A 25,011-nucleotide genomic window follows, 5' to 3' on the forward strand; every position below is an offset into this window, starting at 1 on the left:
GAGGGTTTCGGAAATGGCTTTAGTCGGGCGTTACAATAGTTTGCAAGTGGTTAAACACACTAACTTCGGTTTATATCTGGACGGCGGTGCCGACGGCGAAATTCTTTTGCCTAACCGTTATATCCCTAAAGATATTCCCAGCGAAGATGAAGACTGGCTCAACGTATTCATCTATCTGGACAGCGAAGACAAACTTCTCGCCACCACGGAAAAACCCAAAGTTCAGGTCGGCGAGTTTGCCAGCCTGAAAGTGGTTGAAGTCAACAGCATCGGCGTGTTCCTCGACTGGGGCTTGCCGAAGGATCTGTTGCTGCCGTACTCGGAAGAAAAGCGCCAGATGACTGCTGGCGAATACTGCGTGGTGCACGTCTACCTCGACAAACACACGCGCCGCATCACCGCCACCGCGCGCCTCGATCGTTACCTGGACAAGACCCCGGCCACCTACAGCCCGGGCCAGGAAGTTGATCTGCTGGTGGCCGAAGCCACCGACATGGGCTTCAAGGCGATCATCAACAACAAGCACTGGGGCCTGATCCACAAGAACGAGATCTTCAAGTTCATGCGTTCGGGCATGCGCGAGAAAGGCTTCATCAAGGAAGTGCGCGCCGACGGCAAGATCAGCCTGAGCCTGCAACCGGTTGGTCAGGAAGCGGCCAGCAGCCTGAGTTCGAAGATCCTCGGCAAGTTGCGCGAAAACGACGGCACCCTGGCGGTCAGTGACAAGAGTGATCCGGCGTTGATCAGCAGCCTGTTCGGCGTCAGCAAGGGCAACTTCAAGAAAGCCATCGGTTCGCTGTACAAGGAAGGCAAGATCGTCATTCACGCCGATCGCATTGAACTAACCTGAGCCTTGAGTGGCCCATGTTGCAGGCCACACAAGAGGTTGGATCGATGAAAAAGGCGCTGATCGCTTACGTCGCTACGTTGCTGACGTTTCTGCTGCTCGATGGCATCTGGCTCGGGCTGCTGATGGCGCCGACCTATCGCGAACTGCTCGGTCCGCTGATGCTGGAAAAACCGCTGCTGTTGCCCGCAGCGGTTTTTTATTGCCTGTACGTTATTGGCTGCGTGGTGTTCGTGGTGTTGCCGGCGGTGAGCTGGCAGAGGGCGGCGAAGCTGGGTGCGCTATTGGGGCTGGTGGCGTACGGTACTTATGACCTGACAAATTGGGCGACATTGCGCGACTGGTCGGTGCAGGTGAGTTTGATGGATTGGGCGTGGGGGACAGTGGCGACGGCGGTTGCTTGCACGGTGGGTTATTTGGTGGCGAAGCGGTTTGCCTGAGCTGCTCCGGCAGTTGTGTTGGCAATGCTGCCTCTTCGCGAGCAGGCTCGCTCCCACATGTTCACCGAACCCTCCGTGGGAGCGAGCCTGCCCGCCAATGACGGCGCAGCCGTCAACCATTCAGCGCTGACGCCACTGACCAAATAAAGGTCTTTTCCAGACGGCTTTTTCCGCGCGACTGATTGATAATCCCCGACACTGTTTTCTGACCATTGGATGGCCTGCCATGTTGTGTGTGTTCGAGGTGATGCGGTGAGTGCCGAGCGGCGCAATGCCGACGGTTTTGCACTGCAAGTGATGATCGGCCTGTGCCTGATCTGGGGTGTGCAGCAAGTCCTGATCAAATGGGCGGCGACTGACATCGCGCCGGTGATGCAAGCGGCAGGGCGTTCAGGAATCTCGGCTTTGCTTGTCGGTTTGCTGATCTGCTGGAAGGGCGGTTGGGATCAGGTCGGCAGCACCTGGCGCGGCGGTTTGCTGGCCGGTGCGCTGTTTGGTCTGGAATTCCTGTTTATCGCCGAAGGCCTGCAATTGACCACCGCCGCGCACATGTCGGTGTTCTTGTATACCGCGCCGATCTTCACCGCACTCGGCGTGCATTTCCTGCTGGCCAGCGAGCGGTTGCGCCCGTTGCAATGGCTGGGGATTCTGCTGGCGTTCATCGGCATCGCGATTGCCTTCGCCGGCGGTGTGTCGTGGGACAACCTTGATCGGCGCATGCTGCTGGGCGATGCCTTCGGCGTATTGGCCGGCGCCTGTTGGGGCGCGACCACCGTGGTGGTGCGGGCCTCGCGACTGTCGGAAGCGCCGGTGACATTGACCCTGTTTTATCAGTTGCTGGTCGGTTTCATCGGCCTGCTGTTGATCGCGTTGTTCAGCGGCCAGATCACCCACGTCAGCCTGACCACCGTGGCGGTGGCCAGTGTGCTGTTCCAGGGCCTGGTGGTGTCGTTCTTCAGTTACCTGGTGTGGTTCTGGCTGCTGCGCCGTTATCTGGCGGCCAACCTTGCGGTGTTCTCGTTCATGACGCCATTGTTTGGCGTGACCTTCGGCGTGCTGCTGCTCGGCGAACAGTTGAGCCTGAACTTTGTCATCGGCGCCGTGCTGGTGCTGCTCGGCATCACTTTCGTCAGCGCCGAACAGTGGCTGCGTCGGCGTTTGCGCAAGGCGCTGGGCCAGTAGCCTTGGCCTGCATCGCCAGCGCGCCGGCCAGCAACAGGCCGGCACCGGCGATCAGCAGCGCCGGCTGCAAGCCGCCGCTGAAATGGCTGCTCAGCGCCGCCAGCAGCGGGCCGCTCAGCTGGCCGACAGCGAAGCACGCCGTGAGCATCCCGGCGTTGCGCTGAGTGGCGTGGGGCGCCAGCTCTCGCGAACGCTGCATGACCAGTTGCATGCAGGCCAGAAACGGCGTGCCGCAGAGGATCACCCCCAGCGCCAGGCCGACGCCGCTGCCCAGCAGACAGGCGAACACTCCGGCCGCTTGCAGCCACAACGTCGCCATCAGCCAGTGCCGCGTGGTCTCGGGATCATGTCGGCGCAGACTCACCAACCACACACCGATCGCCGCGCCGAGGCCAAAGCACGGCCAGAACAGATCCGCCTGCCACTGGCCGTGAAACTGCGCGTTGGCCATCTGCGACAGGAACGTTGCCGGAATGATGTAGCCGATGCCGTACAGCGCATACACCAGTGCCAGTCGGCCAATGCCTCGATTCGCTGTTTTCACATGCATTGTCGCTGGTCTCGCTGCCGCCGTGGGCTGCGGCAACAACCGCCAGACGCCGAGCATCATCAGCAACGCGGCGGCCGCGTAAATCAGCCACAGAGTTGCCGATGTCTGCTGCAAGCGATGTGAGACCAGCGCCAACAACCCTGTGAGAAAAATCCCCAGACCCGGTCCGGCAAAAACCAGAGCACCCCAGCGCGGGCGACCCGCTGCCGCCGCCAGCGGCTGACTGAGCGAAGTGATCATCACCAGCACCCAGGCACTCGCCACCCCGGTGCCAAAGCGCAATAGCAGGTGCGACCAGAAACCGTTGGCCCAGAACGACGCCAGGGTCAGCAGCACGCACAGCCACAGCCCGCCATGCAGGCGACGCTGCACCTGCTGCGGCCGCTGGGCGAACATCGCATCCACGGCACCGAGCAGATAGCCGAAGTAGTTGGCCGCCGCGATCAGCCCGGCAGCGGTGAGGTCGATCTGCCCTTCGCTGAGCAGGTGCGGCATCTGAGGTGTCAGGGCGAAACGGCCAATGCCCATGGCCATCATCAGGGCAACGAAACAGGCGGATAAACGTATCAGCGGCGACATGGTCGGGCTTCCTTCAAGGCAGCAATGACCGTTAGGCTAGGATCGATTGACTTTCTTTAAAATTGAATAATAGTGAGTAACTTGTTCTGTTAAGGAGAAAGCAGTGGAATTCAGCCAACTGCGGATATTCCAGGCGGTCGCCGAGGAAGGCTCGATCACCCGCGCCGCCGAGCGCCTGCATCGCGTGCCATCAAATCTGTCGACGCGGCTGAAACAGCTCGAAGAGCAGTTGGGTGTCGAACTGTTCGTCCGCGAACGGCAGCGCTTGCAGCTGTCGCCGGCGGGCAAGGTCCTGCTCGACTACACCGGCAAACTTTTCGCTCTGCGCGATCAAGCCAGTGCGGCGGTGATGGGCGGGCAACCGGCCGGGGATTTCGTGCTGGGCACCATGTACAGCACGGCGGCGATCCATCTGCCGGCGTTGCTGGCGCGTTATCACAAGCAATACCCGATGGTGAATTTGCAGGTGCAATCGGCACCGACCGGGGAATTGCTCGAAGGGTTGCTCACCGGTCGCCTCGACGCGGCATTGGTCGACGGACCGCTGGAACTGGCCGGGCTCGATGGCGTGCCGTTGTGCGAGGAGCGGCTGGTGCTGATTACTGAAATCGACCATCCACCGGTGCACAGCGCGCGGGATGTCGAGGGGCGCTCGGTATTCACCTTCCGTCAGGGCTGTTCATATCGCATGCGTCTGGAAGCGTGGTTCTCTCATTACCACGCGGCGATGGGCCGGCCGATGGAGATCGAGTCGTATCAGGGCATGCTCGCCTGTGTGATTGCCGGCAGTGGTGTGGCGTTGATGGCCGAGTCGATGTTGGCCAGCTTGCCAGGTCGCGAAAGCGTCGCCGTGCATCCGTTGGCCGAGCCGTTCGCGGGTGCGACAACGTGGCTCATGTGGCGCAAGGGTATGGCCGGGGCCAACCTGAATGCCTGGATCGACGTGCAGCAAGCGGTCTATCCCGTGGCTTTGCATGAAGTCCGTGAAACAGCGTGAACCAATCGCAACAGATTCTGTTCAATTCAGTAACAGATCATTGCGGATTTGGCCGAGCATTGCGTAGGACTTCGGACTATTATCAGTGCGAAGCGGCCTCAGAATTCCGGCCGCTCAGCACCACCCTGAAGGGGGCATGACGATGAAAGAGAAAATCCAGAACTGGCTGCACGATTTGGGAGTTGCCCTCGGTTTGATCGAACCGCCTCTGCAACCGGTACCGATTCGCACGGACGACGAACAGCGCCGACGCCAGCCACGTCGCCGTTAATACCTGCGATCAGAGATTTCAAGATCGCAGCCGTCGGCAGTTTCTACAAATGGTAGGAGCTGCCGAAGGCTGCGATCTTTTGCTTTTCGCCAAGCGAAAAAAACGGGTGTGGCCACCGACGCCACACCCGCTGAAGAAAACATCACCTCGTTACTGTCGATTCACACCGCAGTGGCCACGGTCGCCGGGCGCGGCGAGAACAGGCTGACCAGTACGAAGCTCACCAGGCTGACACCCAGGCTGTAATAGATTGGCGAGTTCGCGTCCATGCCGTCCTTGACCATGAACACCAGCGCCGTGATAAAGCCCAGCGTCATCGCGCTGATCGCCCCGGCAGTGGTCGCACGCTTCCAGAAAATCGCGCCCATCAGCGGAATCAGCATGCCGCCGACCAAAAGGTTGTAAGCCAGGGTCAACGCGCTGATCACGTCATTGACGACCAGAGCAATGCCCAACACCGCGATCCCGGTCAGCAGCGTAAACAGACGGCTGACCGCGACGTTGGACTGTTTGCCGCCGCGCAGTTTCGGCAGCAGGTCTTCGGTAAGCGTGGTGGACGCGGCGAGCAGGCCGGCGCTGGCGGTGGACATCATCGCCGCCAGTGCGGCAGCGATCACCAGGCCACGGATGCCGTCGGGCAGCGAGACTTTGACGATGGCGGCGAACGCGTTGTTGACGTTGTCCAGATCCGGAATCAGCACATGCGCAGCCATGCCGATCAAGGCGCAGACCAGGCCGTAAATGATGCAGTAGATCCCGGCCGAGGTGCCGGCGTACTTGGCGACCTTTTCGCTTTTGGCGGTGAACACCCGCTGCCAGATGTCCTGGCCGATCAGGATGCCGAAGAAGTAGATCATGAAGTAGGTAATGATCGTGTCCCAGCCGATGCTGGTGAAGTTGAAGCTGGCCGCCGGCAGTTGCGCGACCAGTTGGTCCCAGCCGCCTACGCGGTACAGGCAGATCGGCAACAACACGAACATCAGGCCCACCGTCTGGATGCCGAACTGGACGATGTCCGTCAGGGTCAGCGACCACATGCCGCCGATCGTTGAATAAGTCACCACGATACCGCCGCCCAGCAGTACGGAAATCCAGAAGGGCAGGCCGAACAACACTTGCAGCACGGTGCCGATCGCCAGAATCGAGGTCACGCCGATCATCAGCGCGTAAGCGAGCATGATGGTCGCACTGGCGGTACGCGCCATCGGGTTGTAGCGCTTCTCCAGGACCTGGGTAACGGTGAATACCTTGAGTTTCAGCAAGGGCTTGGCGAGGAACAGGTTCAGCGCGACGATGCCGCAGCCCAGTGCCGCGCACAGCCAAAAACCGGAAATGCCGTGCACGTAGCCCAGACGGACCGTGCCGACGGTGGACGCGCCGCCGAGTACGGTTGCTGCCATGGTGCCCATGTACAGCGATGGTCCAAGATTACGCCCGGCAACCAGATAGTCTTCGTGGGTCTTGGCCTTGCGCATGCCGTAGTAGCCGAGAATCAGCATCGCAGCGGCATAAATGAGTACGACGAATAAATCCAAAGCCATGATGGCGTGTCTCCGATTGTCTTTTTTATGGTCAAGCAAATGGGGTCTGCAAGGCTTCCTGTGGGAGCGAGCCTGCTCGCGAAGGCGGTCTGTCAGTCACACCAATGTTGGATGTGCTGAAGTCTTCGCGAGCAGGCTCGCTCCCACAGGGGATTCGTGTCAGGCGGCCTGACGTAGTTCGGGTTTTATGGCGGCTTCACTGCGCACATCCGTTGGCCCAAACACTTCCCGAGGTTCGGGGAACAGGCGCAGCAGCGTCAGATACACCACCGACGCCAGGCCCAATGTCACCGGCAAGCTGATGTCGATGCCACCGGCCAATTCGCCCAGCGGGCCGACGAACTGCCCCGGCAGGTTGACGAAGCACAGGCCGACCAGCGCACTCGGAATCCATGCACCGAGACCGCGCCAGTTCCAGCCGTGGTTGAACCAGTAGCGTCCGCCCTGTTCGCCGCGAGTGAACACTTGCAGGTCATCCGGGCAGTAGAAGCCGCGCCGCACCAGCAGACCGATGATCATGATCACCATCCACGGGGTGGTGCAGGTGATGATCAGCACGGCGAAGGTCGACACGCTCTGCACCAGGTTCGCCGCGAAACGGCCGATGAAGATGAAGGCGATCGACAGCACGCCGATCAGCAAGGTCGCCTTGACCCGGGACAGCACGCGCGGGAACACGCTGGACATGTCCAGCCCGGTGCCATACAGCGACGTGGTGCCGGTGGACATGCCGCCGATCACCGCAATTAGGCACACCGGCAGGAAGAACCAGCTCGGCGACACGGCCAGCAAGCCGCCGACATAGTTGTTCGCGGCGATGTAGTCCGGCGCCTTGATCGCGACGATGGTGGCGGTGGCAAGGCCGAACAGGAATGGGATCAACGTCGCCAGTTGCGCGGCGATCACCGCCAGCATGATCCGGCCCTTCGGCGTCTCACGCGGGATGTAGCGCGACCAGTCGCCGAGGAACGCACCGAAGGAAATCGGGTTGCTCATCGCCACCAGTGCAGCGCCGATGAATGCCGCCCAGAACCCGGCCTGACCCAGCGCCACGCTGCCGGCGTACTGGCTGTCGAAAGCGGGGGCGAAGGCGAAGATGCCGAGCAGGAACAACAGGCTCGCGGCCCATACCGCGATGCGGTTGACCCACAGCATGATGCGGAAACCGTAGATGCACACGGTCAGCACCAGCAGCGCGAACAGACCGTAGGCCAGGCCCAGGGTCAGGTCGGTTTCCGGCAAATCGACGAGGCGTTTGGCACCGCCGACCAGCGCATCACCCGAGCTCCACACTGACAGCGAGAAGAACGCGATTGCCGTCAGCAACGACAGGAACGACCCGACAATCCGCCCGTGCACGCCGAAGTGCGCACCGGAAGACACGGCGTTGTTGGTGCCGTTGAGCGGGCCGAACAGGCCCATCGGCGCGAGGATCAGCGCACCGACCACCACACCCAGCACAATCGCCCAGACACCGGCCTGAAACGACAGGCCGAACAGCACCGGGAAACTGCCGAGCACAGCGGTGGCAAACGTATTGGCGCCGCCGAAGATCAAGCGAAACAGGTCGCTGGGTCGGGCGTCGCGCTCATGATCCGGGATCTGTTCGACCCCGTTTGTTTCGATGCTGCTAAGGCTTTTTTCGTTGTTGTTGTTATTCATGATCTGCTCCGATCATCAGGCGCGCTCATCGTGCGTGAGCGTCACCATTGGCTAAGGGGGTGGCAGCCCTTCCGGCATTGCGGACAAATGTTCGTGACAGGCCAGCCATAGGCCTTGTTGTTCTAGGCTCGACGCTTGTCTTCTGAAAACAATCGTCTCGCGCTCCTGGCTGAAGTGTTGCTCCCCTTGCATGCGCAGCTCGGTGGCCACGTCATGGATGAAAATCGCCACGTCACCCTGCAGGCTGACAAAGGCGTTGCTCGAGGTGCACGACAGCACCTCGAATCCATCCTCGGCACGCCAGCGGTCCCACAACGCCTGATAGGCATCGCGCGACAGCAATGGCTGGTCGAGGGTGTAGAAAACGAAGCTGGCATCGGCGCTGAACGCCCCGAAGTAAGCTTCGCGATCGTTACGGGCAAACGCGGCGACCAACTCGGCGGCCGCGTGCAGAACCTGATCACGTGCGTGCATGACCCGACCCTCAGCGATGAACCACGCCGGGCAGTACGCAGAGCATTTCGTACAGCAGGTTGGCGGCCAGCAGCGAGGTGTTGCCGGTGGTGTCGTAAGCGGGCGAGACTTCTACCAGATCGCAACCGATCAGGTCGAGGCCCTGACAGCCACGGACGATTTCGATCGCCTGAATGGTGGTCAGGCCGCCGATTTCCGGGGTGCCGGTGCCGGGCGCCCAGGCCGGGTCGATGCCATCGATATCGAAACTCAGATACACCGGACCGCCACCGACCTTCTCGCGCACTTCCGCCATCAGCGGCGCCAGCGACTTGTGCCAGCACTCTTCGGCCTGCACCACGCGGAAACCCTGGTCGCGGCTCCAGTTGAAGTCGTCGGCGGTGTAGCCCTGTGCACGCAAACCGATCTGCACCACGCGATCGCAATCGAGCAGACCTTCTTCGACGGCACGACGGAACGTGGTGCCGTGGGCGATCTTCTCGCCGAACATGTGATCGTTGACGTCAGCGTGCGCATCGATGTGCACCAGGCCAACCTTGCCGTGCTTTTTATGAATCGCGCGCAGGATCGGCAGGGTGATGGTGTGGTCGCCACCCAGCGTCATCGGGATGACGTTGTGCTCGAGGATGTTGTCGTAGGCTTCTTCGATGATGCGCACGGCGTCGAGCAGGTTGAAGGTGTTGATCGCCACGTCACCGATGTCGGCCACCGACAGCGAGTCGAACGGTGCGGCGCCGGTGGCCATGTTGTACGGGCGGATCATCACCGATTCGGTGCGGATATCGCGCGGCCCGAAGCGGGTGCCGGGGCGCAGCGAAGTGCCGATGTCCAGCGGCACGCCAACGAAGGCAGCGTCTAGGCCGGCAGCGGTCGGTACATGGGGAAGTCGGAGCATGGTGGCGATGCCGCCGAAGCGCGGCATTTCATTGCCGCCCAGTGGTTGGTGAAGAATCTTGTCCACGGGTAGGGCCTCATCGTCTTTGTTTTATTTATGCCGGCGCGCCGTGGAGCACAGGTTCGGACGCCGCTGTGGGGCCGATCATGCGAAATGTAGTGGCGGGGAAGAATCGCTACGGGCAAAAACTTAGTTCAGATTTTTCTAAACTAATGCCAGCCAGCGACTTAGACTTCGCACCACTGGAATCTCTGAAGATCTCACTCTGTGGGAGCGAGCCTGCTCGCGAAGAGGGCGTGACAGTCAACTTCGATGGCGACTGACCCGACGCCTTCGCGAGCAGGCTCGCTCCCACAATGATCTCCATCGGACTGTGTATTCGCGCGTTACCTCGTGACCGGAGCAGAAATGGCCAACGCCTTACCCGACCTGAAACTCCTGCGCATCTTCGTCAGCATCGTGCGTCATCAGGGTTTTGCCAATGCGCAGCAGGAACTCAACCTGTCGACCTCGGCGATCAGCACTTATATGAGCCAGCTCGAAGCCGCGCTCGGTCTGGTGCTGTGCCATCGCGGGCGCGGTGGCTTCAGCCTGACCAGCAAGGGCGAGCTGTTCCATCAGGAAACCCTGCGCCTGCTAGCCGAGCTTGAAGGCTTCGAGCAATACGCCGCCGCGCTCAAGGGCGAACTGCGCGGCACGCTCAACCTTGGCGTGATCGATTCCACGGTCAGCGACAAGGCCCTGCCGTTTGCCGAAGCCATCGGCGCCTACAGTCAGGAACACCCGGCGGTGCATTTGCACCTGTCGGTGATGAGCCCTTACGAATTGCAGCTCGGCGTGCAGGACAATCGCCTCGATCTGGCCATCGGTGCGTTTTCCACGCGCATGAGCGGTCTGGTCTACATGCCGCTGTACCGCGAGCAGCACTGGCTGTATTGCAGCAGTCGCCATCCACTGTTCAACGAACGGCGCATCCCCGAGCAGGTCATCACTCAGCAACGGATGGTCGGGCGCGGTTACTGGAGTCAGGCGGAACTGGCCCGGCACGGTTTCAAACACAGCGCCGCGACCGTGGAAAGTATGGAAGCGCAGCTGATTCTGGTGCTCTCCGGCGCCTACATCGGTTACCTGCCGGAGCACTACGCGCAGGCCTGGGCCGACAAGGGTGATCTGCGTGTTCTGCTGCCGGCGACCTTCGGTTATCAGGCGCCGTTTTCGATGATCATGCGCAGGGGCCGCAGCCGCGAGCCGCTGATCCAGACCTTCCGCGATTTGCTCAAAGCGCAATTGAATCAGGCGTAACCCATCATGTCCCGAGCCCAATGCCCACGCTGCCTGCGCCCCCAGACCCATTGTCTATGTCCATTGATTCCACACATCGATAGCCGCACCCGAGTATTGGTGCTGCAGCATCCGAGCGAGGTCAGTCACGCGCTGAATACCGCGCGGCTGGCGGCGCTGGGGCTGAGCAATGCCGAGCTGATTGTCGGCGAGGTATTCGAGGATTTGCCGAAACTGTTGAACCGGCCGGGCTATCAGGCGCGCTTGTTGTTCCCGGCTGAGGATGCGCAGCCGTTGCAGGTCTACGCGCCAAATGATCAGCCGATGTTGCTGGTCGTCCCGGACGGCACCTGGCGCAAAGCGCGCAAGATGCTGCACCTCAATCCGCTGCTGGCAGCACTGCCACGGGTGACGCTGGCCGAGGGCGGCGTGTCGCGCTATCGCTTGCGCAAGGCACCGGGGCCGGGGGCGCTGTCGACGATCGAGGCAATCGTGCAGGCGCTGGAAACCCTCGAAGCGCCGACGACATTTGCGCCGTTGCTCAAGCCGTTTGAAGCGCTGATCGAAGGGCAGATTGCGGCGATGGGGGAGGAGACCTTTCAGCGTAACCATGGCGACAGATGATCATTGTCTGTGCAGGCCTCTTCGCGAGCAGGCTCGCTCCCACAGGGGAATGCATTCCAATTGTGGGAGCGAGCCTGCTCGCGAAAGCGCCAGATCAATCACCGCAATTCAAAGATCACTAGCGCTCACGCATCGCCTCGGTCCGCGCTTTCAGCACCGGTTTGAGCAGGTAATCCAAAACGCTTTTCTCGCCGGTAATGATGTCCACCGTCGCCACCATCCCCGGGATGATCAGCAGCGGTTTGACATCGCCGCCCAGGTGATTCTTGTCGGTGCGCACTTGAATCAGATAGAAGCTGTTGCCCTTGTCATCGGTAATCGTATCGGCGCCGATCAGCTCGAGTTTGGCGCTCAGCCCGCCGTAAATCGTGTAGTCGTAGGCGCTGAACTTGACCATGGCTTTCTGGCCCGGATGCAGGAACGCGACATCCTGCGGGCGGACTTTTGCTTCGATCAGCAGGTTGTCTTCCAGCGGCACGATTTCGACCATGTCGCTGCCCGGCTGGACCACGCCGCCGATGGTGTTGACCTTCATCTGCTTGATCACCCCGCGTACCGGTGAAGTCACCGTGGTACGGCTGACGCGGTCATCGATGGCGATGCTCGAAGCGGTGATTTTCGACAGGTCGGTGCGTTTCTCATTCAGCTCTTTGGCGGCCTCGGAACGGAAGGTCTGCTCGGATTCGTCGATCTTGCTGCGGATCTCGGCGATGGCCGATTCGGCGCGGGGAATCGCCAGCGTGGTGGCGTTCAGCGAACCGCGAATTTCCACGGCACTGCGCCTGAGGCGGAGGATTTCCACCGGTGAAACGGCGCCGGTTTTGACCAGCGGTTCCGACATGTTCATCTCTTGCTGCAACAACGCGAGGCTGGAGCTGAACTGGCCTTGCTTGGAGCGAAACTCCGCCAGTTCCTGGGTCTTCTGCCGCAGCTGTTCGCTGAGGGTGCGCTGTTCGCTGGCCAAGCGGCGTTGGCGTTGCTCGTACAGCGAGCGCTCGTCCTCGGCGACTTGCGGCGCTTTGGCGATGACTTCAGCGGAGAGTTTGAAGGGGCGCCCCTCGGCCTCCGCTGACAAGCGTTCAACCTGTGCGGTCAGCGCGTAACGGTCGGCCTCGCTTTCGCCCTTGTTCGAGCGAAAGCGCGTGTCATCCAGACGCAGCAGGGTGTCGCCCTTGCCGACCATCTGGCCTTCGCGAACGAATATCTCGGTGACAATGCCGCCCTCAAGGTTCTGGATCACCTGGACTTTGCTCGACGGAATCGCTTTGCCTTCGCCCATGGTCACTTCTTCGAGCACGGCGAATTTGGCCCAGACCAGGGCGGCGATCAGCAGCGCTGCCGCCAGCCACACGGTGATCCGCGATTTGCGCGGCGAATCCTGCAACGCCGCGCCGGCGGTTTCCGGCATGAACTCGGCTTCGGCACTTTTGCCGAAGCTGTCGAAGTAGCCGCGCTTGTTGCTATCGGAAGAAGCAGGCATGGCGTAACTCCTAGACCGCCGCCGAGCCGACACGGCCCTTGCGCAGCGCTTCGATGACTGCTTCCTTCGGGCCGTCAGCGACGACCCGGCCGTTATCCAGCACCAGCAACCGGTCCACCAGGCTCAGCATCGAGGTGCGGTGTGTGACCAGCAGCAGGGTTTTGCCTTGCACCCAGCCATGCAGTTTCTGCCGCAGTGCATCTTCGCTGCTGTTGTCCATGGCGCTGGTGGGTTCGTCGAGCAGCATGATCGGTGGATCGAGCAGTAATGCCCGCGCCAGCAACACCGCTTGGCGTTGGCCGCCGGAAAGCAATTGCCCGCGTTCGCCCACCGGTCGGTCGAAGCCTTGCGGGTGTTGTCGGGCCAGTTCGGTGACGCCAGTCAGTTCGGCGACTTCGAGCATGCGTGAATCGCTGATGTAGCGCGCGCCCAGGGTCAGGTTGTCGCGCAGGCTGCCGGCCAGCAGCGGCAAGTCGTGGGCGACATAACCGATCTGCTGGCGCAGGTCAGCCACGTCCAGTTGGCGCAAGTCGAGGCCGTCGAGCAGCAACTGGCCTTGTTCCGCCTCGTAGAAGCCCATCACCAGCCGTGCCAACGTGCTTTTGCCCGAGCCGCTGCGGCCGATGATGCCGACCCGCTCGCCGGGTTTCAGGCTGAAGCTGACCTCGCTCAGCGCCGGCGCATTCTGGCCGTTGTAGTGAAACGTCACGCCGCTGACGTCGAGGGCGCCTTGCAGCTGCGTACGTTCCAGTGGCCGTTGTTTGCCGTCGCGTTCCTGCGGCAGGGCCATCAGCGCGTCGGTGCTTTTCATGGTCAGTTGCGCTTGCTGGTAGCGGGTGATCAGCCCGGCGATCTGGCCGAGCGGGGCGAGCACACGACTGCCAAGCATGTAAGTGGCGACCAGCGCGCCGACACTGAGGTTGCCGGCGATGATGCTGTAGACCCCGGCCACAATCGTCGCCATCCCGGAAAACTGCTGGATGAACAGCGTGCCGTTGGTGGCCAGCGCCGACAGGTTGCGCGCGTGGCTGTCGAGGCGGGTGAGGGCGCCGTGGGTGCTTTCCCATTTGTGCTGGCGCTCGCTTTCGGCGCCGCAGGCCTTGAGGGTTTCCAGGCCGCCGAGGGTTTCGATCAGCACCGCCTGACGCTCGGCGCCGAGGCTCAGGCTTTTCTGCACGGTGTCACGCAGGCGCACCTGAATCGCCATGGCGAAAATGATGGTGATCGGAAACGCCAGCAGCGGAATCACCACCAGCCAGCCACCGAGCAGGCCGATCACTACCAGCATCAACACCACGAAGGGCAAGTCGATCAGACTCGTCAGGGTCACGGCAGTGAGAAATTCACGCAGGCCCTGGAAGTCGTGAATGCTCTGGGCAAAGCCGCCAATGGTTGCTGGCCGCGCCTTCATCGACATGCCGGTGATGCGCTCGAACAACGTTGCCGAGAGGATCACATCGGTTTTCTTGCCGGCGGTGTCGAGCAGATGCGCACGCACCACGCGCAGCACCAGTTCAAAACCGGTGCCGATCAACAGGCCGACCGACAGCACCCACAAAGTCGAGGTCGCCTGATTGGGCACCACGCGATCGTAGGTCTGCATGACGAACAGCGGCACCATCAGGCCCAGCAGGTTGATCAGGAAACTGGCGAGGATCGCATCGCTGTACAGCCATTTCGACAGTTTGAGAGTGTCGCGAAACCACGCGTTTACCCGTGGCACCAACGGCGCGCGCAGGTCTTCGAGTTCGTGGCGCGGACGGGCGAACAAGGCCTGGCCGCTGTAGTGTTCGCTGAGCTCTTCGCGACTGACCCATTGCTCGCCGCCGTCGGCTTCGCTGGGCAGCAGCAGGGCTTTGCCGTCCTCGCCGAAGCGCCGCAGCACGGCAGTGCGGCCGTCGTTGAGCAGCAGCAGGATCGGCAGGTTCAGCGGCGAAATGTCTTTCAGGTCACGGCGCAACAAGCGCGCCTGCAATCCGGCCCGCGCGGCTGCACGGGGCAGCAGATCGAGGCTCAGGCGTTGTTTGTTCAGAGGCAGCCCGGCACTCAGGCTGGCACGACTGACCGTGGCGCCGTGCAGTTTGCAGAGGATCAGCAGACCGTCGAGTAACGGATCGTCGAAGCTCAGGCGCGGATCGACCCCGGTGGCGCCGGGTTCCATGCTGGTCATAGTGATTGCCTCTGTTGAACGGGCTCGGTTATCGGATCGTTCCCACGCTCTGCGTGGGAATGCAGCCCGTGACGCTCCGCGTCACTGGACGCGGAGCGTCCCTTGAGGCATTCCCACGCAGAGCGTGGGAACGATCAGGGCAAAGTCAGTTCCTGCACCGTTTATTTCAGTTCCGGCAGGCGCGCCTGGTTTTTCACTTCGGTCGTGGCAATCGCATCAGCCGGCAGCACCACGCGTTGCTTGCTCAGCAACTGGCCCATGTTCGCCAGCACGCGGTACATCGAGTATTCCTCGGTGTAGCGGATTTCGGTGTAGCGACGGTTGGCGTTGTACAGCTCGTTTTCGCTGTCGAGCAGGTCGAGCAGGGTGCGTTGGCCGAGGCCGAACTGGTCCTGATAAGCGGCGCGCACGCGTTTGGTGGTTTCTGCGTATTCGCGAGCGGTCGGCGTCTGCTTCTTGGCATTTTCCATGGCGTTCCAGGCCAAGCGAATGTTCTCGTTGAGCTGACGCAAAGCATTGTTGCGGATGTCCATGGCCTGATTGATGTCGTGGGCATTCGCGGCCAGACGTGCCTTGTCGCTGCCGCCACGGAACAGGTTGTAGTTCATCACCACACCGACACGCCATTCGTTGTCGTGGCCTTCGTCGCCCTGCACGTTGTTGTTCGCGCCCACTGCCGCTTCCGCGTCGAAGCGCGGGTAGAACGGCGACTTGGCCACTTCGTACTGGCTCTCGGCGGACTGCACGTCAGCCTGGGCCGATTTCAGGTAAGGGTTGTTGTCGACCATGCTCTGCTGCGCTTCACGCAGGTCCGGCGGCATCTCACCGCGAGTCGAGGCCGGGGTTTCCAGCTCATCGGGCATGCGTCCGACCACACTGTAGAAATTCGATTCGGCGTCGGCCAGATCGACTTCGGCGGTGTCGAGGTTGTTCTGCGCCAGTGCACGACGGGCAACCGATTGATCGGAGTCTGCAGTGCTGCCGATGCCGCGCTCGGTGCGCAGGCCGATCTGATCGTTGACGCGCAAGTGCGCCTGCAAATTGTTCTTCGCCAGCGTCACCAGTTCACGCCGCTTGAGCACTTCGAGGTAGACCTCGATCGTGCGCAGGGCCAGATCCTGCGCGGTGCCCTGCGCGTAGTAGGCGCGCGAGTTGGACACGCCCTTGGTGCGCTCGACCTCGTTGGCGGTGTTGAAACCGTCAAAGATCATCTGCCGCAAGCGCAGCTCCGACTGGGTGTAATTGAGGATTTCGGTGTTGTGGTTACCGAAAGCGCGGGTATTGGTATTGTCGCTGTAACCGCGACCGTAGGCAGCGTTCAGATCGACCGACGGATAAAACCCGCCCTTGGCCACTTTCACCTGTTCATCCGCTGACAAGCGGGCGTCCACGCGCGAAGCCAGCTCCGGGTGGGTGGCGATGGTGCTCTGAATCGCCTCGGTGAGGTTCATCGCCTGGGCTTGGGAAGTGCAAGCCATGGCCAGCAAAACCGCGCTGCAGAGGGGGGTTAAAACGCGCATGGGTGCATCTCCCTGGATCTCAATGTTGTGTTACCGTCGCCAAATATTTGACGTAAATTTTGGGTGTAAGCGTTTCACTCTTGTAACAACAGAGCTAAGAACATCCTAGAGCGTAGCTAAGAAAAAATTTTCATAAGGTTTATTCCAAAAAAAACTTATGCGGTTTTTCAAAAGCAGCACATTGTTCAGCTCGAAAGCCTTTGTTTTATGCGCTTTAGGGAGCTCGAAAAGGCTTGAGGAAAGTTCCATTCACTTTGCGAGACACTGCGAAGTACTGCTGAAGGGGAGGGACGCGTAACGGCGAATGAGCGACAGATTTTTGTCACTCAGGTGATTCACCACCGTTACGTAGCGCTAGTGGGTCGGCGGATTGAACAGGGTTGGCAAGTGCTTGATAGCGCTGACAATTCACCTCAAACCGGGCCTGCGAAACGAACTGTCGAGGGTGCGAGCGTCGCCCCCGGCAACCCGATTGAGCCATGGGCTGCTTCGCGAACCTGTGCCGACGGTGGTCGGCAGCGGAGGATTTCACATGGCAGCGCTCATCGGTACGGTCACAAAAGTCATTGGTCAGGTGTTCGCCCAGGCGAGCGACGGCATCAAGCGTCCGCTGTTCGAAGGCGATCGTTTGTACGCTGGCGATCAACTGATCACCGGCGCGGAAGGCGCGGTGGCAATGAAACTGCAAAACGGCGAGGAATTGACCCTCGGCCGCGGCAGCAGCATCACCATGACCGGGCAATTGCTGGCCGACCAGGCTGTGCCGGTGAACGTCGACGAAGCCCAGACCCCGAGCCAGGCGCAACTGACCGATGTCGAGCAAATCCAGCAAGCCATCGCCGCCGGTGAAGACCCAAGCAAAACTGCCGAAGCCACTGCGGCCGGCCCCAACGCGCCCACCGGCAACACCGGTGAACTGGGCGGCGGGCACAGTTTCGTTCTGCTGACCGAAGTCGGCGGCCGAGTCGATCCGATCATTGGTTTCCCTACCGCCGGCTTCAACGGCATTCCCGAATTTCCCGAGTATCGTCGCGACGCGGACATCGACAATGGCGACGACACGCCAGCGCCGGTCGTGGTGCCACCGCCACCAGTGAACAACCCGGTCATCCTCAACGGCCTCAATGGGGCGGATGGCGAGCTGAACCTCAATGAAGCCAATCTGCCTGACGGTACAGCGGCCAATCCAGGCGCGCTGACGCAAAGTGGCAGCTTCACGGTCTCGGCAGCGGATGGTTTGAACAGCCTGAGCATCGGCGGCATCAACGTGATTGTTGGCGGCGTGCCGATCGGCTTTCCCCAGTCGATCACCACGCAACTGGGCAACACCCTGACCATCACCGGTTATAACGCGGCCACTGGCACGGTAAGCTACAGCTACACCCTCAACGGCAACGAAACCCACGCGGCCGGCGACGGCGTGAACAACCTCAGCGAACCGTTCACCGTGATCGCCACCGACAGTAATGGCGACAGCGCCACTGGCACGCTGGACGTGAACATCACCGACGACGTGCCAAAAGCGTTTGACGACGCCAACGGCATTGCCTCGGAAACCTTGCTGACCCTGACCGGAAACGTCCTCACCAACGACGTGCAAGGCGCCGACCGCGTACCCACCGGTCCAGTCACGCCCGGTACATTCACCGGTACCTACGGCACCTTGGTTCTGAACGCCGACGGCACCTACACCTATACCCTGAACACCAGCGATGCCGATTTCAAAGCCTTGACCGGCGGCGGTAACGGCACTGAAACCTTCGCCTACACCATCACCGATGCCGACGGCGATAGCAGCAGCGCCAATCTGGTTCTGCAGATCCACAACAACGACGATCCAGTCACCATCGACGGCCTGAACGTCGCTGGCGGCGAGCTCACGGTTTACGAAAAAAACCTCAGCGACGGCAGCGCTCCGGATACTGGCGCGCTGACGCAAAACGGCACGTTCACCATCACTGCACTGGACGGCGTCACCACGCTGACTGTTGGTGGAATTGCCGTGGTGACCAATGGCGTTGCCGCAGGCTTCCCGCAATCGATCACCACGCCACTGGGCAGCACGCTGACGATTACTGGTTTCAACGCTGCAACCGGTGTAGTGAGTTACAGCTACACCCTGGCCGACAACGAAGCGCATCCGAACGCCAACGGCGCGAATAATCTGCCTGAGCAGTTCGCAGTCACGGTGGTCGATGACAACGGCACCACCGCCACCGGTACCCTCGACGTCAACATCGTCGACGACCTGCCGAAAGCCAACGACGACAGCAACGGTACCGCCTCGGAAAGCCAACTGACCCTGACCGGCAACGTCCTTACCAACGACGTGCAAGGTGCCGACCGCGTACCTACCGGCCCGGTTACGCCGGGCACTTTCACTGGTACTTTCGGTACATTGGTTCTGAACGCCGACGGCACTTACACCTACACCCTGAATACCAGCGATGCCGACTTCAAAGCCTTGACCGGCGGCGGCAACGGCACGGAAACCTTTGCCTATACCATTACCGATGCCGACGGCGATTCCAGCACTGCCAATCTGGTTCTGCAGATCCACAACAACGACGATCCGGTAATCATCGACGGCCTGAACGTCGCCGGTGGCGAGCTGACGATCTACGAAAAAAACCTCAGCGACGGCAGCGCCCCGGACACTGGCGCACTGACGCAAAACGGCACGTTCACCATCACCGCACTGGACGGCGTCACCACGCTGACTGTTGGTGGAATTGCCGTGGTGACCAATGGCGTCGCCGCAGGCTTCCCGCAATCGATCACCACGCCGCTGGGCAGCACGCTGACGATTACTGGTTTCAACGCTGCAACCGGTGTGGTCAGTTACAGCTACACCCTGGCCGACAACGAAGCGCATCCGAACGCCAACGGTGCGAACAATCTGCCTGAGCAGTTCGCAGTCACGGTAGTCGATGACAACGGCACCACCGCCACCGGCACGCTGGACGTGAACATCGTCGACGACCTGCCGAAAGCCAACGATGACAGCAACGGCACCGCCTCGGAAAGCCAACTGACCCTGACCGGCAACGTCCTGACCAACGACGTGCAAGGCGCCGACCGCGTGCCCACTGGTCCAGTCACGGCCGGTACATTCACTGGTACTTACGGCACCTTGGTTCTGAACGCCAACGGCACTTACACCTACACCCTGAATACCAGCGATGCTGATTTCAAAGCCTTGACCGGCGGCGGCAACGGCACGGAGACCTTCGCCTACACCATCACTGATGCCGATGGCGACACCAGCACTGCCAATCTCGTATTGGACATCCACAACAACGACGACCCGGTGCTGCTCAACGGCCTCGACGTCAACGGTGGCGAACTCACCGTCTACGAAAAAAACCTCAGCGACGGCACCAGCCCCAACACCCCGGCGCTGACCCAGAACGGCACTTTCACCGTCAGCGCTCTCGATGGTCTGCAGACCCTCACAGTCGGCGGCATCGCCGTGATCACCAATGGCGTGGCCGCAGGTTTCCCGCAATCGGTGATCACACCGCTGGGCAGCACCTTGACCATCAGCGGTTATGATCCGGCGACCGGCGTGGTCAGCTACAGCTACACCCTGGCCGACAACGAAGCCCATCCAACCGCCAACGGCGCCAACAGCCTCACCGAGAACTTCGACGTCGTCGCGACGGACACCGATGGCAGTACCGCCAGCGGCCAGATCAACGTCAATATCGTCGATGATTTGCCGACCGCGCATGCGGACGCGGCTTCGGTGGCGGAGGGCGGTACCGTCAGCGGCAACGTACTCAACAACGATGTCGGCGGCGCGGATGGCCCGGCGGTTACCGGCGCAGTGGTCGGCGTGCGTGTCGGTGCCGACACTTCGACCTCGGCCATCGGCGGACTCAATACGCAGATCAACGGCACCTACGGCTACCTCACCCTGGATGCCAACGGCAACGCGGTTTATCACAGCAATCCCAACACGGTGAACGGCCCGGGCGCGGTGGATGTGTTCACCTACACCGTGCGCGATGCCGACGGCGACGAAAGCACCACGACGATCACCATCGACGTCTACAACAGCTGCCTGAAAGCGGTCAGTGACACTGACGTCACCGTCTACGAAAAAGCTCTCGACCTGACCAGGGACGGCCAGGATCTGGCAGCGGGCAGTGTGGTCGGCAGCGATCCGAACAGCACTGGCGAAACCGCTTCCGGCACCCTGGTCGGCTCGGTCACCGGTGCAGTCGGTGCGATCAGCTATGCACTGGTCGGCAGCGCTACCGGCAACTACGGGCAGATCGTTCTCAATGCCAATGGCACTTACACCTACACCCTGACTTCGCCAGCGACCACTACGCCGCACGCTGACGACGGCGCCAACGGCCTGAGCGAAACCTTCACCTATCAGGCCACCGATTCGCTGGGCAATGTCGTCACCAGCACGATCGTTGTGAGCATCGTCGATGACGTGCCGAAGGCGCTGAATGACAGCAATGCCGACAGCGCAACAGAAGCCCAGGTGACCCTGACCGGCAACGTCCTCGACAACGACGTGCAGGGCGCCGACCGCGTCTCCAGCGGCCCGGTAACCGCCGGTACTTTCACCGGCACTTACGGCACGCTGGTGCTCAACGCCAACGGCACTTACACCTACACGCTGGACGCCAACGACGCCGACTTCAAAAACCTCCATGGCGGCGGCAACGGCACGGAAACCTTCGCCTACACCATCACCGACGCGGACGGCGACACCAGCACCGCCAACCTGGTGCTGAACATTCATAACAACGACGATCCGGTGTGCCTCGACGGCCTCGATGTGAAGGGCGGCGAAATCACCGTCTACGAGAAAAACCTCAGCGACGGCAGCAGCCCCAACACCTCGGCGCTGACCCAAAGCGGCAGCTTCACCGTCACTGCGCTTGATGGCCTGCAAACCCTCACGGTCGGCGGCATTGCGGTGATCAGCAATGGCGTCGCCGCCGGTTTGCCGCAATCGGTGGTCTCGCCATTGGGCAGTACGTTCACCATCACCGGTTACGATCCGGCCACCGGCGTGGTCAGTTACAGCTACACCCTGGTCGACAACGAAGCTCATCCGAACGCCAACGGCGCCAACAGCCTCAGCGAGAGCTTTGACGTGGTCGCCACTGATACCGATGGCAGTACCGCCAGCGGTCAGATCAACGTCAACATCGTCGACGATTTGCCGACTGCCAACGCCGATACCGGCTCGGTAGCGGAGGGCGGCACGGTCAATGTCAGTGTGCTCGGCAATGACCTCAGCGGCGCCGATGGTGCCGCCACGGTGGTCGGCGTGCGCGCCGGCAGCAACACCGCGACGTCGGCCAGCGGCGGGCTCAACAGCAACAGCAACATCAACGGCAACTACGGCTACCTGACCCTCGACGCGGCGGGCAATGCGGTTTACCACAGCAACCCGAACTCGGTGAGCCCGCCGGGCGCGACCGACACGTTCACCTACACCATCCGTGACAGCGATGGCGATGAAAGCACCACGACGCTGACCATCAATGTCGCCGACAGCAAACTGGTCGCCTCGGTCGATCAGGATGTGACGGTCTACGAAAAAGCCCTCGACCTGAGCAAGGATGGCGCCGACCTGGCTCCCGGCACGGTCACCGGCAGCGAACCGGGCAACACCGGCGAAACCGCCAGCGGCACGCTGGTCGGTTCGGTCAGTGGTGGCAGCGGCGCGATCACGTACACCCTGGTCGGTAACGCCACCGGCAGCTACGGGCAACTGCAGCTCAACGCTGACGGCACCTACACCTACACGCTGACCTCGGCGCCGAAAACCGCGCCGAGCGCCAACGACGGGCCGAACACGCTCAGCGAAACGTTCACCTACAAAGCCACCGATGCGCTGGGCAACAGCACCAACAGCACCCTCGTGGTCAACATCGTCGACGACATACCGAAAGCCGTTGCCTCGGATCGCTCGGTTACCGCAGTGGAGATCGATTCCAACATTCTCATCGTCCTCGACATCTCCGGCAGCATGGCCGATCCCTCTGGCGTGCCGGGCCTGTCGCGGCTGGCACTGGCCAAGCAGGCCATTGGCGCCTTGCTCGACAAGTACGATGATCTGGGCGATGTGAAAGTGCAGTTGGTGACGTTCAGCAGCAGTGCCGCCGACCGCACCACGGTGTGGGTCGATGTCGCTACTGCCAAGACATTGCTCGCCGGCCTCAACGCCGGCGGCGGCACGAACTACGACGCCGCCGTGGCGGTGATGCAGACCGCTTTCAACACCTCCGGCAAACTCACCGGGGCACAGAACGTCGGCTACTTCTTCTCCGACGGCAAGCCCAACGAGGGCGACATCGGCACGGCTGACGAAGCCGCGCTGAAAAACTTCCTCGACGCCAACAACATCAAGAACTATGCAATCGGTCTGGGCAGTGGCGTGAGCAACGCCAACCTCGATCCGCTGGCCTACGACGGCATCAACCACACCAACACCAATGCGGTGGTGGTCACCGATCTCAACCAGCTCAACTCGGTGCTCTCCGGCACCGTGCAGGGCGCGCCGGTCACCGGTTCGCTGCTGGGCGAGGGCGGTTCGTTCGGCGCCGATGGCGGTTTCATCAAGTCGATCGTGGTCGACGGCACCACCTACACCTACGACCCGAAAGCCCTCAGTGGCCAGGGTTCGTTGACCGCGAGCGGTGGCGCCAACCACGGCACTTTCAATACCGCCAACAACACCGTCAGTATCGCCACCAACAACAGCGGCACGCTGGTGGTCAACCTCGATACCGGCGAATACAGCTACACCTCGCAGAAAACCACCGCCGTGGTGATCACCGAAAACATCGGCTTCACCGTCAGCGACAACGACGGCGATCTGGCCAGCTCCTCCCTGACGGTGAAAGTGATCCCCAACGCGCCACCGGTGGCGATGGACGATCACGTCATCACCAACGTGCTGTCAGGCAACATCGTGGTGCCGGGCGAGCTGTTGCTGGCCAATGACACCGATCCGAACGGCGACAACCTCAACGCCACACCCACCAGTTTCAATACCGGTTGGGTGTCCAAAGCGGCGGACTTCACCGGCACCGGCCTGATCGGTTTCACTGGGCAGAACAACAATGCGGCCAATCAGAATCTGGCCAATGTGCGCAGCGCCTTCAGCGCCAATGCCGCGACCATGACCGCCGTGCTGGTGGTCAGCGGTTATCTGGGCATGGTGAGCAACAGCAATGCCAACGATGAAGACCGCATAACCGTCAATCTGCGTCAGGGCGAAACCCTCAATCTGGATCACAATCTGGGTGCCGGTAAGATCAGCATGGAGTATTCGCTCAACGGCGGTGCCTGGATGGCGCTGGCGGACGGCCAGACCCTCAGCGCCTCGGCGGACGGCGTCTACCAGATCCACATCACCAACATTGGTAATGGTGGCGGCAACCCGAACGCGGCGGAGAACTACCAGCTGACCATGACCCTCAACTACGCCGCGGCCCACGACATCACGCCGGACTACCACGGCACTTACGCCGCCAACGACAACCACGGCGGCAGCGACACGGCCAACGTCAGCATCAGCTATCAGGACGGCCACACCCTGACCGGCACTGCTGGCGACGATGTGTTGGTGGCGGGAAGCGGCAACAACGTGATCAATGCCGGCGACGGCAACGACGTACTCACGGCAGGCTCCGGCAATAACGAAATGCACGGCGACGCTGGCAACGACTTGCTCTACAGCGGTGCCGGCAATGACCTGCTCGACGGCGGCACTGGCAGCGACACCGCCAGCTACGCCCACGCCACAGCCGCCGTCACCGTCAATCTCGGCCTGCTCGGTGCGCAGAACACCCTCGGCGCCGGTACTGACACGTTGACCGGTATCGAAAACCTGATCGGCTCGAACTTCAACGACAGCCTCACCGGCGACGGCAACAACAACGTGATCAACGGTGGCCTCGGCAACGACTTCCTCAATGGCGGCGCTGGCGATGACTTGCTGATCGGTGGCATGGGCAACAATACGCTGACGGGCGGGGCAGGGGCCGACACCTTCCAGTGGCTCAAGGGCAACAGCGGCCATGACCTGATTACCGATTTCACCCCCGGTACCGACAGGCTCGATCTGTCGCAACTGCTGCAAGGCGAAAACGCCAGTACCGCGTCGCTGGACGACTATCTGCACTTCACCGTCAGCGGCAGCGGCGCCTCGGTGATGACCAGCATCGACGTCAGCGCCATGGCCGGCGCCGCGCCGAGCCAGACCATCGACCTGGCCGGCGTCAACCTCGCCAGCCATTACGGCGTGACACCAGGGGCGGGCGGCATGATTGCCAGCGGTCACGACACAGCGACGATCATCAGCGGCATGCTCAATGATCATTCGTTGAAGGTGGATACGGTCTGAGCTGACGTCTGAAACAACAAAACCCGCCGCCCCGGTTGATTCGGGACGGTGGGTTTTGTCTGTCTGTAGAGACGTGTTGTCTTTAAGTCAGCCTTCGCGAGCAGGCTCGCTC

General features: G+C 61.5%; 16 protein-coding genes. 8 read left to right on the forward strand and 8 right to left on the reverse strand.

What is annotated here, in order from left to right; genetic code table 11:
• Nucleotides 1-13 precede the first annotated feature (13 nt).
• From KVG87_RS10070 to KVG87_RS10080, 3 genes are all read left to right on the forward strand, one after another.
• Nucleotides 14-850, forward strand: a complete 837-nt coding sequence (locus tag KVG87_RS10070; protein ID WP_016771157.1) for a CvfB family protein — start codon at nucleotides 14-16, stop codon at nucleotides 848-850.
• A gap of 44 nt (nucleotides 851-894) precedes the next feature.
• On the forward strand, nucleotides 895-1,287 hold the full coding sequence (locus tag KVG87_RS10075) for a DUF2177 family protein (RefSeq protein WP_217850560.1): 393 nt from the start codon (nucleotides 895-897) through the stop codon (nucleotides 1,285-1,287).
• Nucleotides 1,288-1,539: 252 nt separating this feature from the next.
• Nucleotides 1,540-2,469, forward strand: coding sequence for a DMT family transporter (locus tag KVG87_RS10080; protein WP_041478962.1), 930 nt, complete (start codon nucleotides 1,540-1,542; stop codon nucleotides 2,467-2,469).
• Here KVG87_RS10080 and KVG87_RS10085 read toward each other — a convergent pair.
• Nucleotides 2,417-3,598 (reverse strand): MFS transporter, encoded by a 1,182-nt coding sequence (locus KVG87_RS10085; protein WP_217850562.1) that lies wholly within the window; start codon nucleotides 3,596-3,598, stop codon nucleotides 2,417-2,419. The genes KVG87_RS10080 and KVG87_RS10085 overlap by 53 nt on opposite strands.
• Before the next feature lie 103 nt (nucleotides 3,599-3,701).
• On the opposite strand from KVG87_RS10085, the gene ptrR reads away from it, so the two are divergent.
• Together ptrR and KVG87_RS26020 are read left to right on the forward strand one after the other, a co-directional pair.
• Nucleotides 3,702-4,595, forward strand: coding sequence for a putrescine utilization regulator PtrR (ptrR, locus tag KVG87_RS10090; protein WP_076566500.1), 894 nt, complete (start codon nucleotides 3,702-3,704; stop codon nucleotides 4,593-4,595).
• Nucleotides 4,596-4,737: 142 nt separating this feature from the next.
• Nucleotides 4,738-4,866, forward strand: coding sequence for a PA1414 family protein (locus KVG87_RS26020; RefSeq protein ID WP_003184145.1), 129 nt, complete (start codon nucleotides 4,738-4,740; stop codon nucleotides 4,864-4,866).
• A 161-nt stretch (nucleotides 4,867-5,027) separates the two neighbouring features.
• On the opposite strand, the gene KVG87_RS10095 is transcribed toward KVG87_RS26020, so the two are convergent.
• From KVG87_RS10095 to speB, 4 genes are all read right to left on the reverse strand, one after another.
• Nucleotides 5,028-6,407, reverse strand: a complete 1,380-nt coding sequence (locus KVG87_RS10095; protein ID WP_110601986.1) for a sodium:solute symporter family protein — start codon at nucleotides 6,405-6,407, stop codon at nucleotides 5,028-5,030.
• Between the two features lie 159 nt (nucleotides 6,408-6,566).
• Entirely contained in the window at nucleotides 6,567-8,069 is a 1,503-nt protein-coding gene (locus KVG87_RS10100; RefSeq protein WP_076566505.1) for a purine-cytosine permease family protein, read from the reverse strand.
• 51 nt (nucleotides 8,070-8,120) lie between these two features.
• On the reverse strand, nucleotides 8,121-8,543 hold the full coding sequence (locus KVG87_RS10105) for a YybH family protein (protein ID WP_122505894.1): 423 nt from the start codon (nucleotides 8,541-8,543) through the stop codon (nucleotides 8,121-8,123).
• 10 nt (nucleotides 8,544-8,553) lie between these two features.
• A complete protein-coding gene (gene speB / locus KVG87_RS10110) occupies nucleotides 8,554-9,504 on the reverse strand; it encodes an agmatinase (RefSeq protein ID WP_003222717.1) in 951 nt (316 codons plus the stop codon).
• Nucleotides 9,505-9,846: 342 nt separating this feature from the next.
• On the opposite strand from speB, the gene KVG87_RS10115 reads away from it, so the two are divergent.
• Nucleotides 9,847-10,740 (forward strand): LysR family transcriptional regulator, encoded by an 894-nt coding sequence (locus KVG87_RS10115; RefSeq protein WP_217850564.1) that lies wholly within the window; start codon nucleotides 9,847-9,849, stop codon nucleotides 10,738-10,740.
• Between the two features lie 6 nt (nucleotides 10,741-10,746).
• A complete protein-coding gene (locus tag KVG87_RS10120) occupies nucleotides 10,747-11,343 on the forward strand; it encodes a tRNA-uridine aminocarboxypropyltransferase (protein WP_217850566.1) in 597 nt (198 codons plus the stop codon).
• Between the two features lie 118 nt (nucleotides 11,344-11,461).
• On the opposite strand, the gene KVG87_RS10125 is transcribed toward KVG87_RS10120, so the two are convergent.
• From KVG87_RS10125 to KVG87_RS10135, 3 genes are all read right to left on the reverse strand, one after another.
• Entirely contained in the window at nucleotides 11,462-12,823 is a 1,362-nt protein-coding gene (locus KVG87_RS10125) for an HlyD family type I secretion periplasmic adaptor subunit (protein ID WP_039761043.1), read from the reverse strand.
• 10 nt (nucleotides 12,824-12,833) lie between these two features.
• Nucleotides 12,834-14,993 (reverse strand): type I secretion system permease/ATPase, encoded by a 2,160-nt coding sequence (locus tag KVG87_RS10130; protein WP_217850567.1) that lies wholly within the window; start codon nucleotides 14,991-14,993, stop codon nucleotides 12,834-12,836.
• Nucleotides 14,994-15,154: 161 nt separating this feature from the next.
• Nucleotides 15,155-16,513, reverse strand: a complete 1,359-nt coding sequence (locus KVG87_RS10135) for a TolC family outer membrane protein (RefSeq protein WP_016771146.1) — start codon at nucleotides 16,511-16,513, stop codon at nucleotides 15,155-15,157.
• A gap of 532 nt (nucleotides 16,514-17,045) precedes the next feature.
• On the opposite strand from KVG87_RS10135, the gene KVG87_RS10140 reads away from it, so the two are divergent.
• The gene (locus KVG87_RS10140) at nucleotides 17,046-24,899 is read left to right on the forward strand and encodes a retention module-containing protein (protein ID WP_217850568.1); all 7,854 of its coding nucleotides are present in this window, start codon (nucleotides 17,046-17,048) and stop codon (nucleotides 24,897-24,899) included.
• Nucleotides 24,900-25,011 lie beyond the last annotated feature (112 nt).

The organism is Pseudomonas siliginis, assembly GCF_019145195.1.
In the GTDB taxonomy this organism is placed as follows: domain Bacteria; phylum Pseudomonadota; class Gammaproteobacteria; order Pseudomonadales; family Pseudomonadaceae; genus Aquipseudomonas; species Aquipseudomonas siliginis.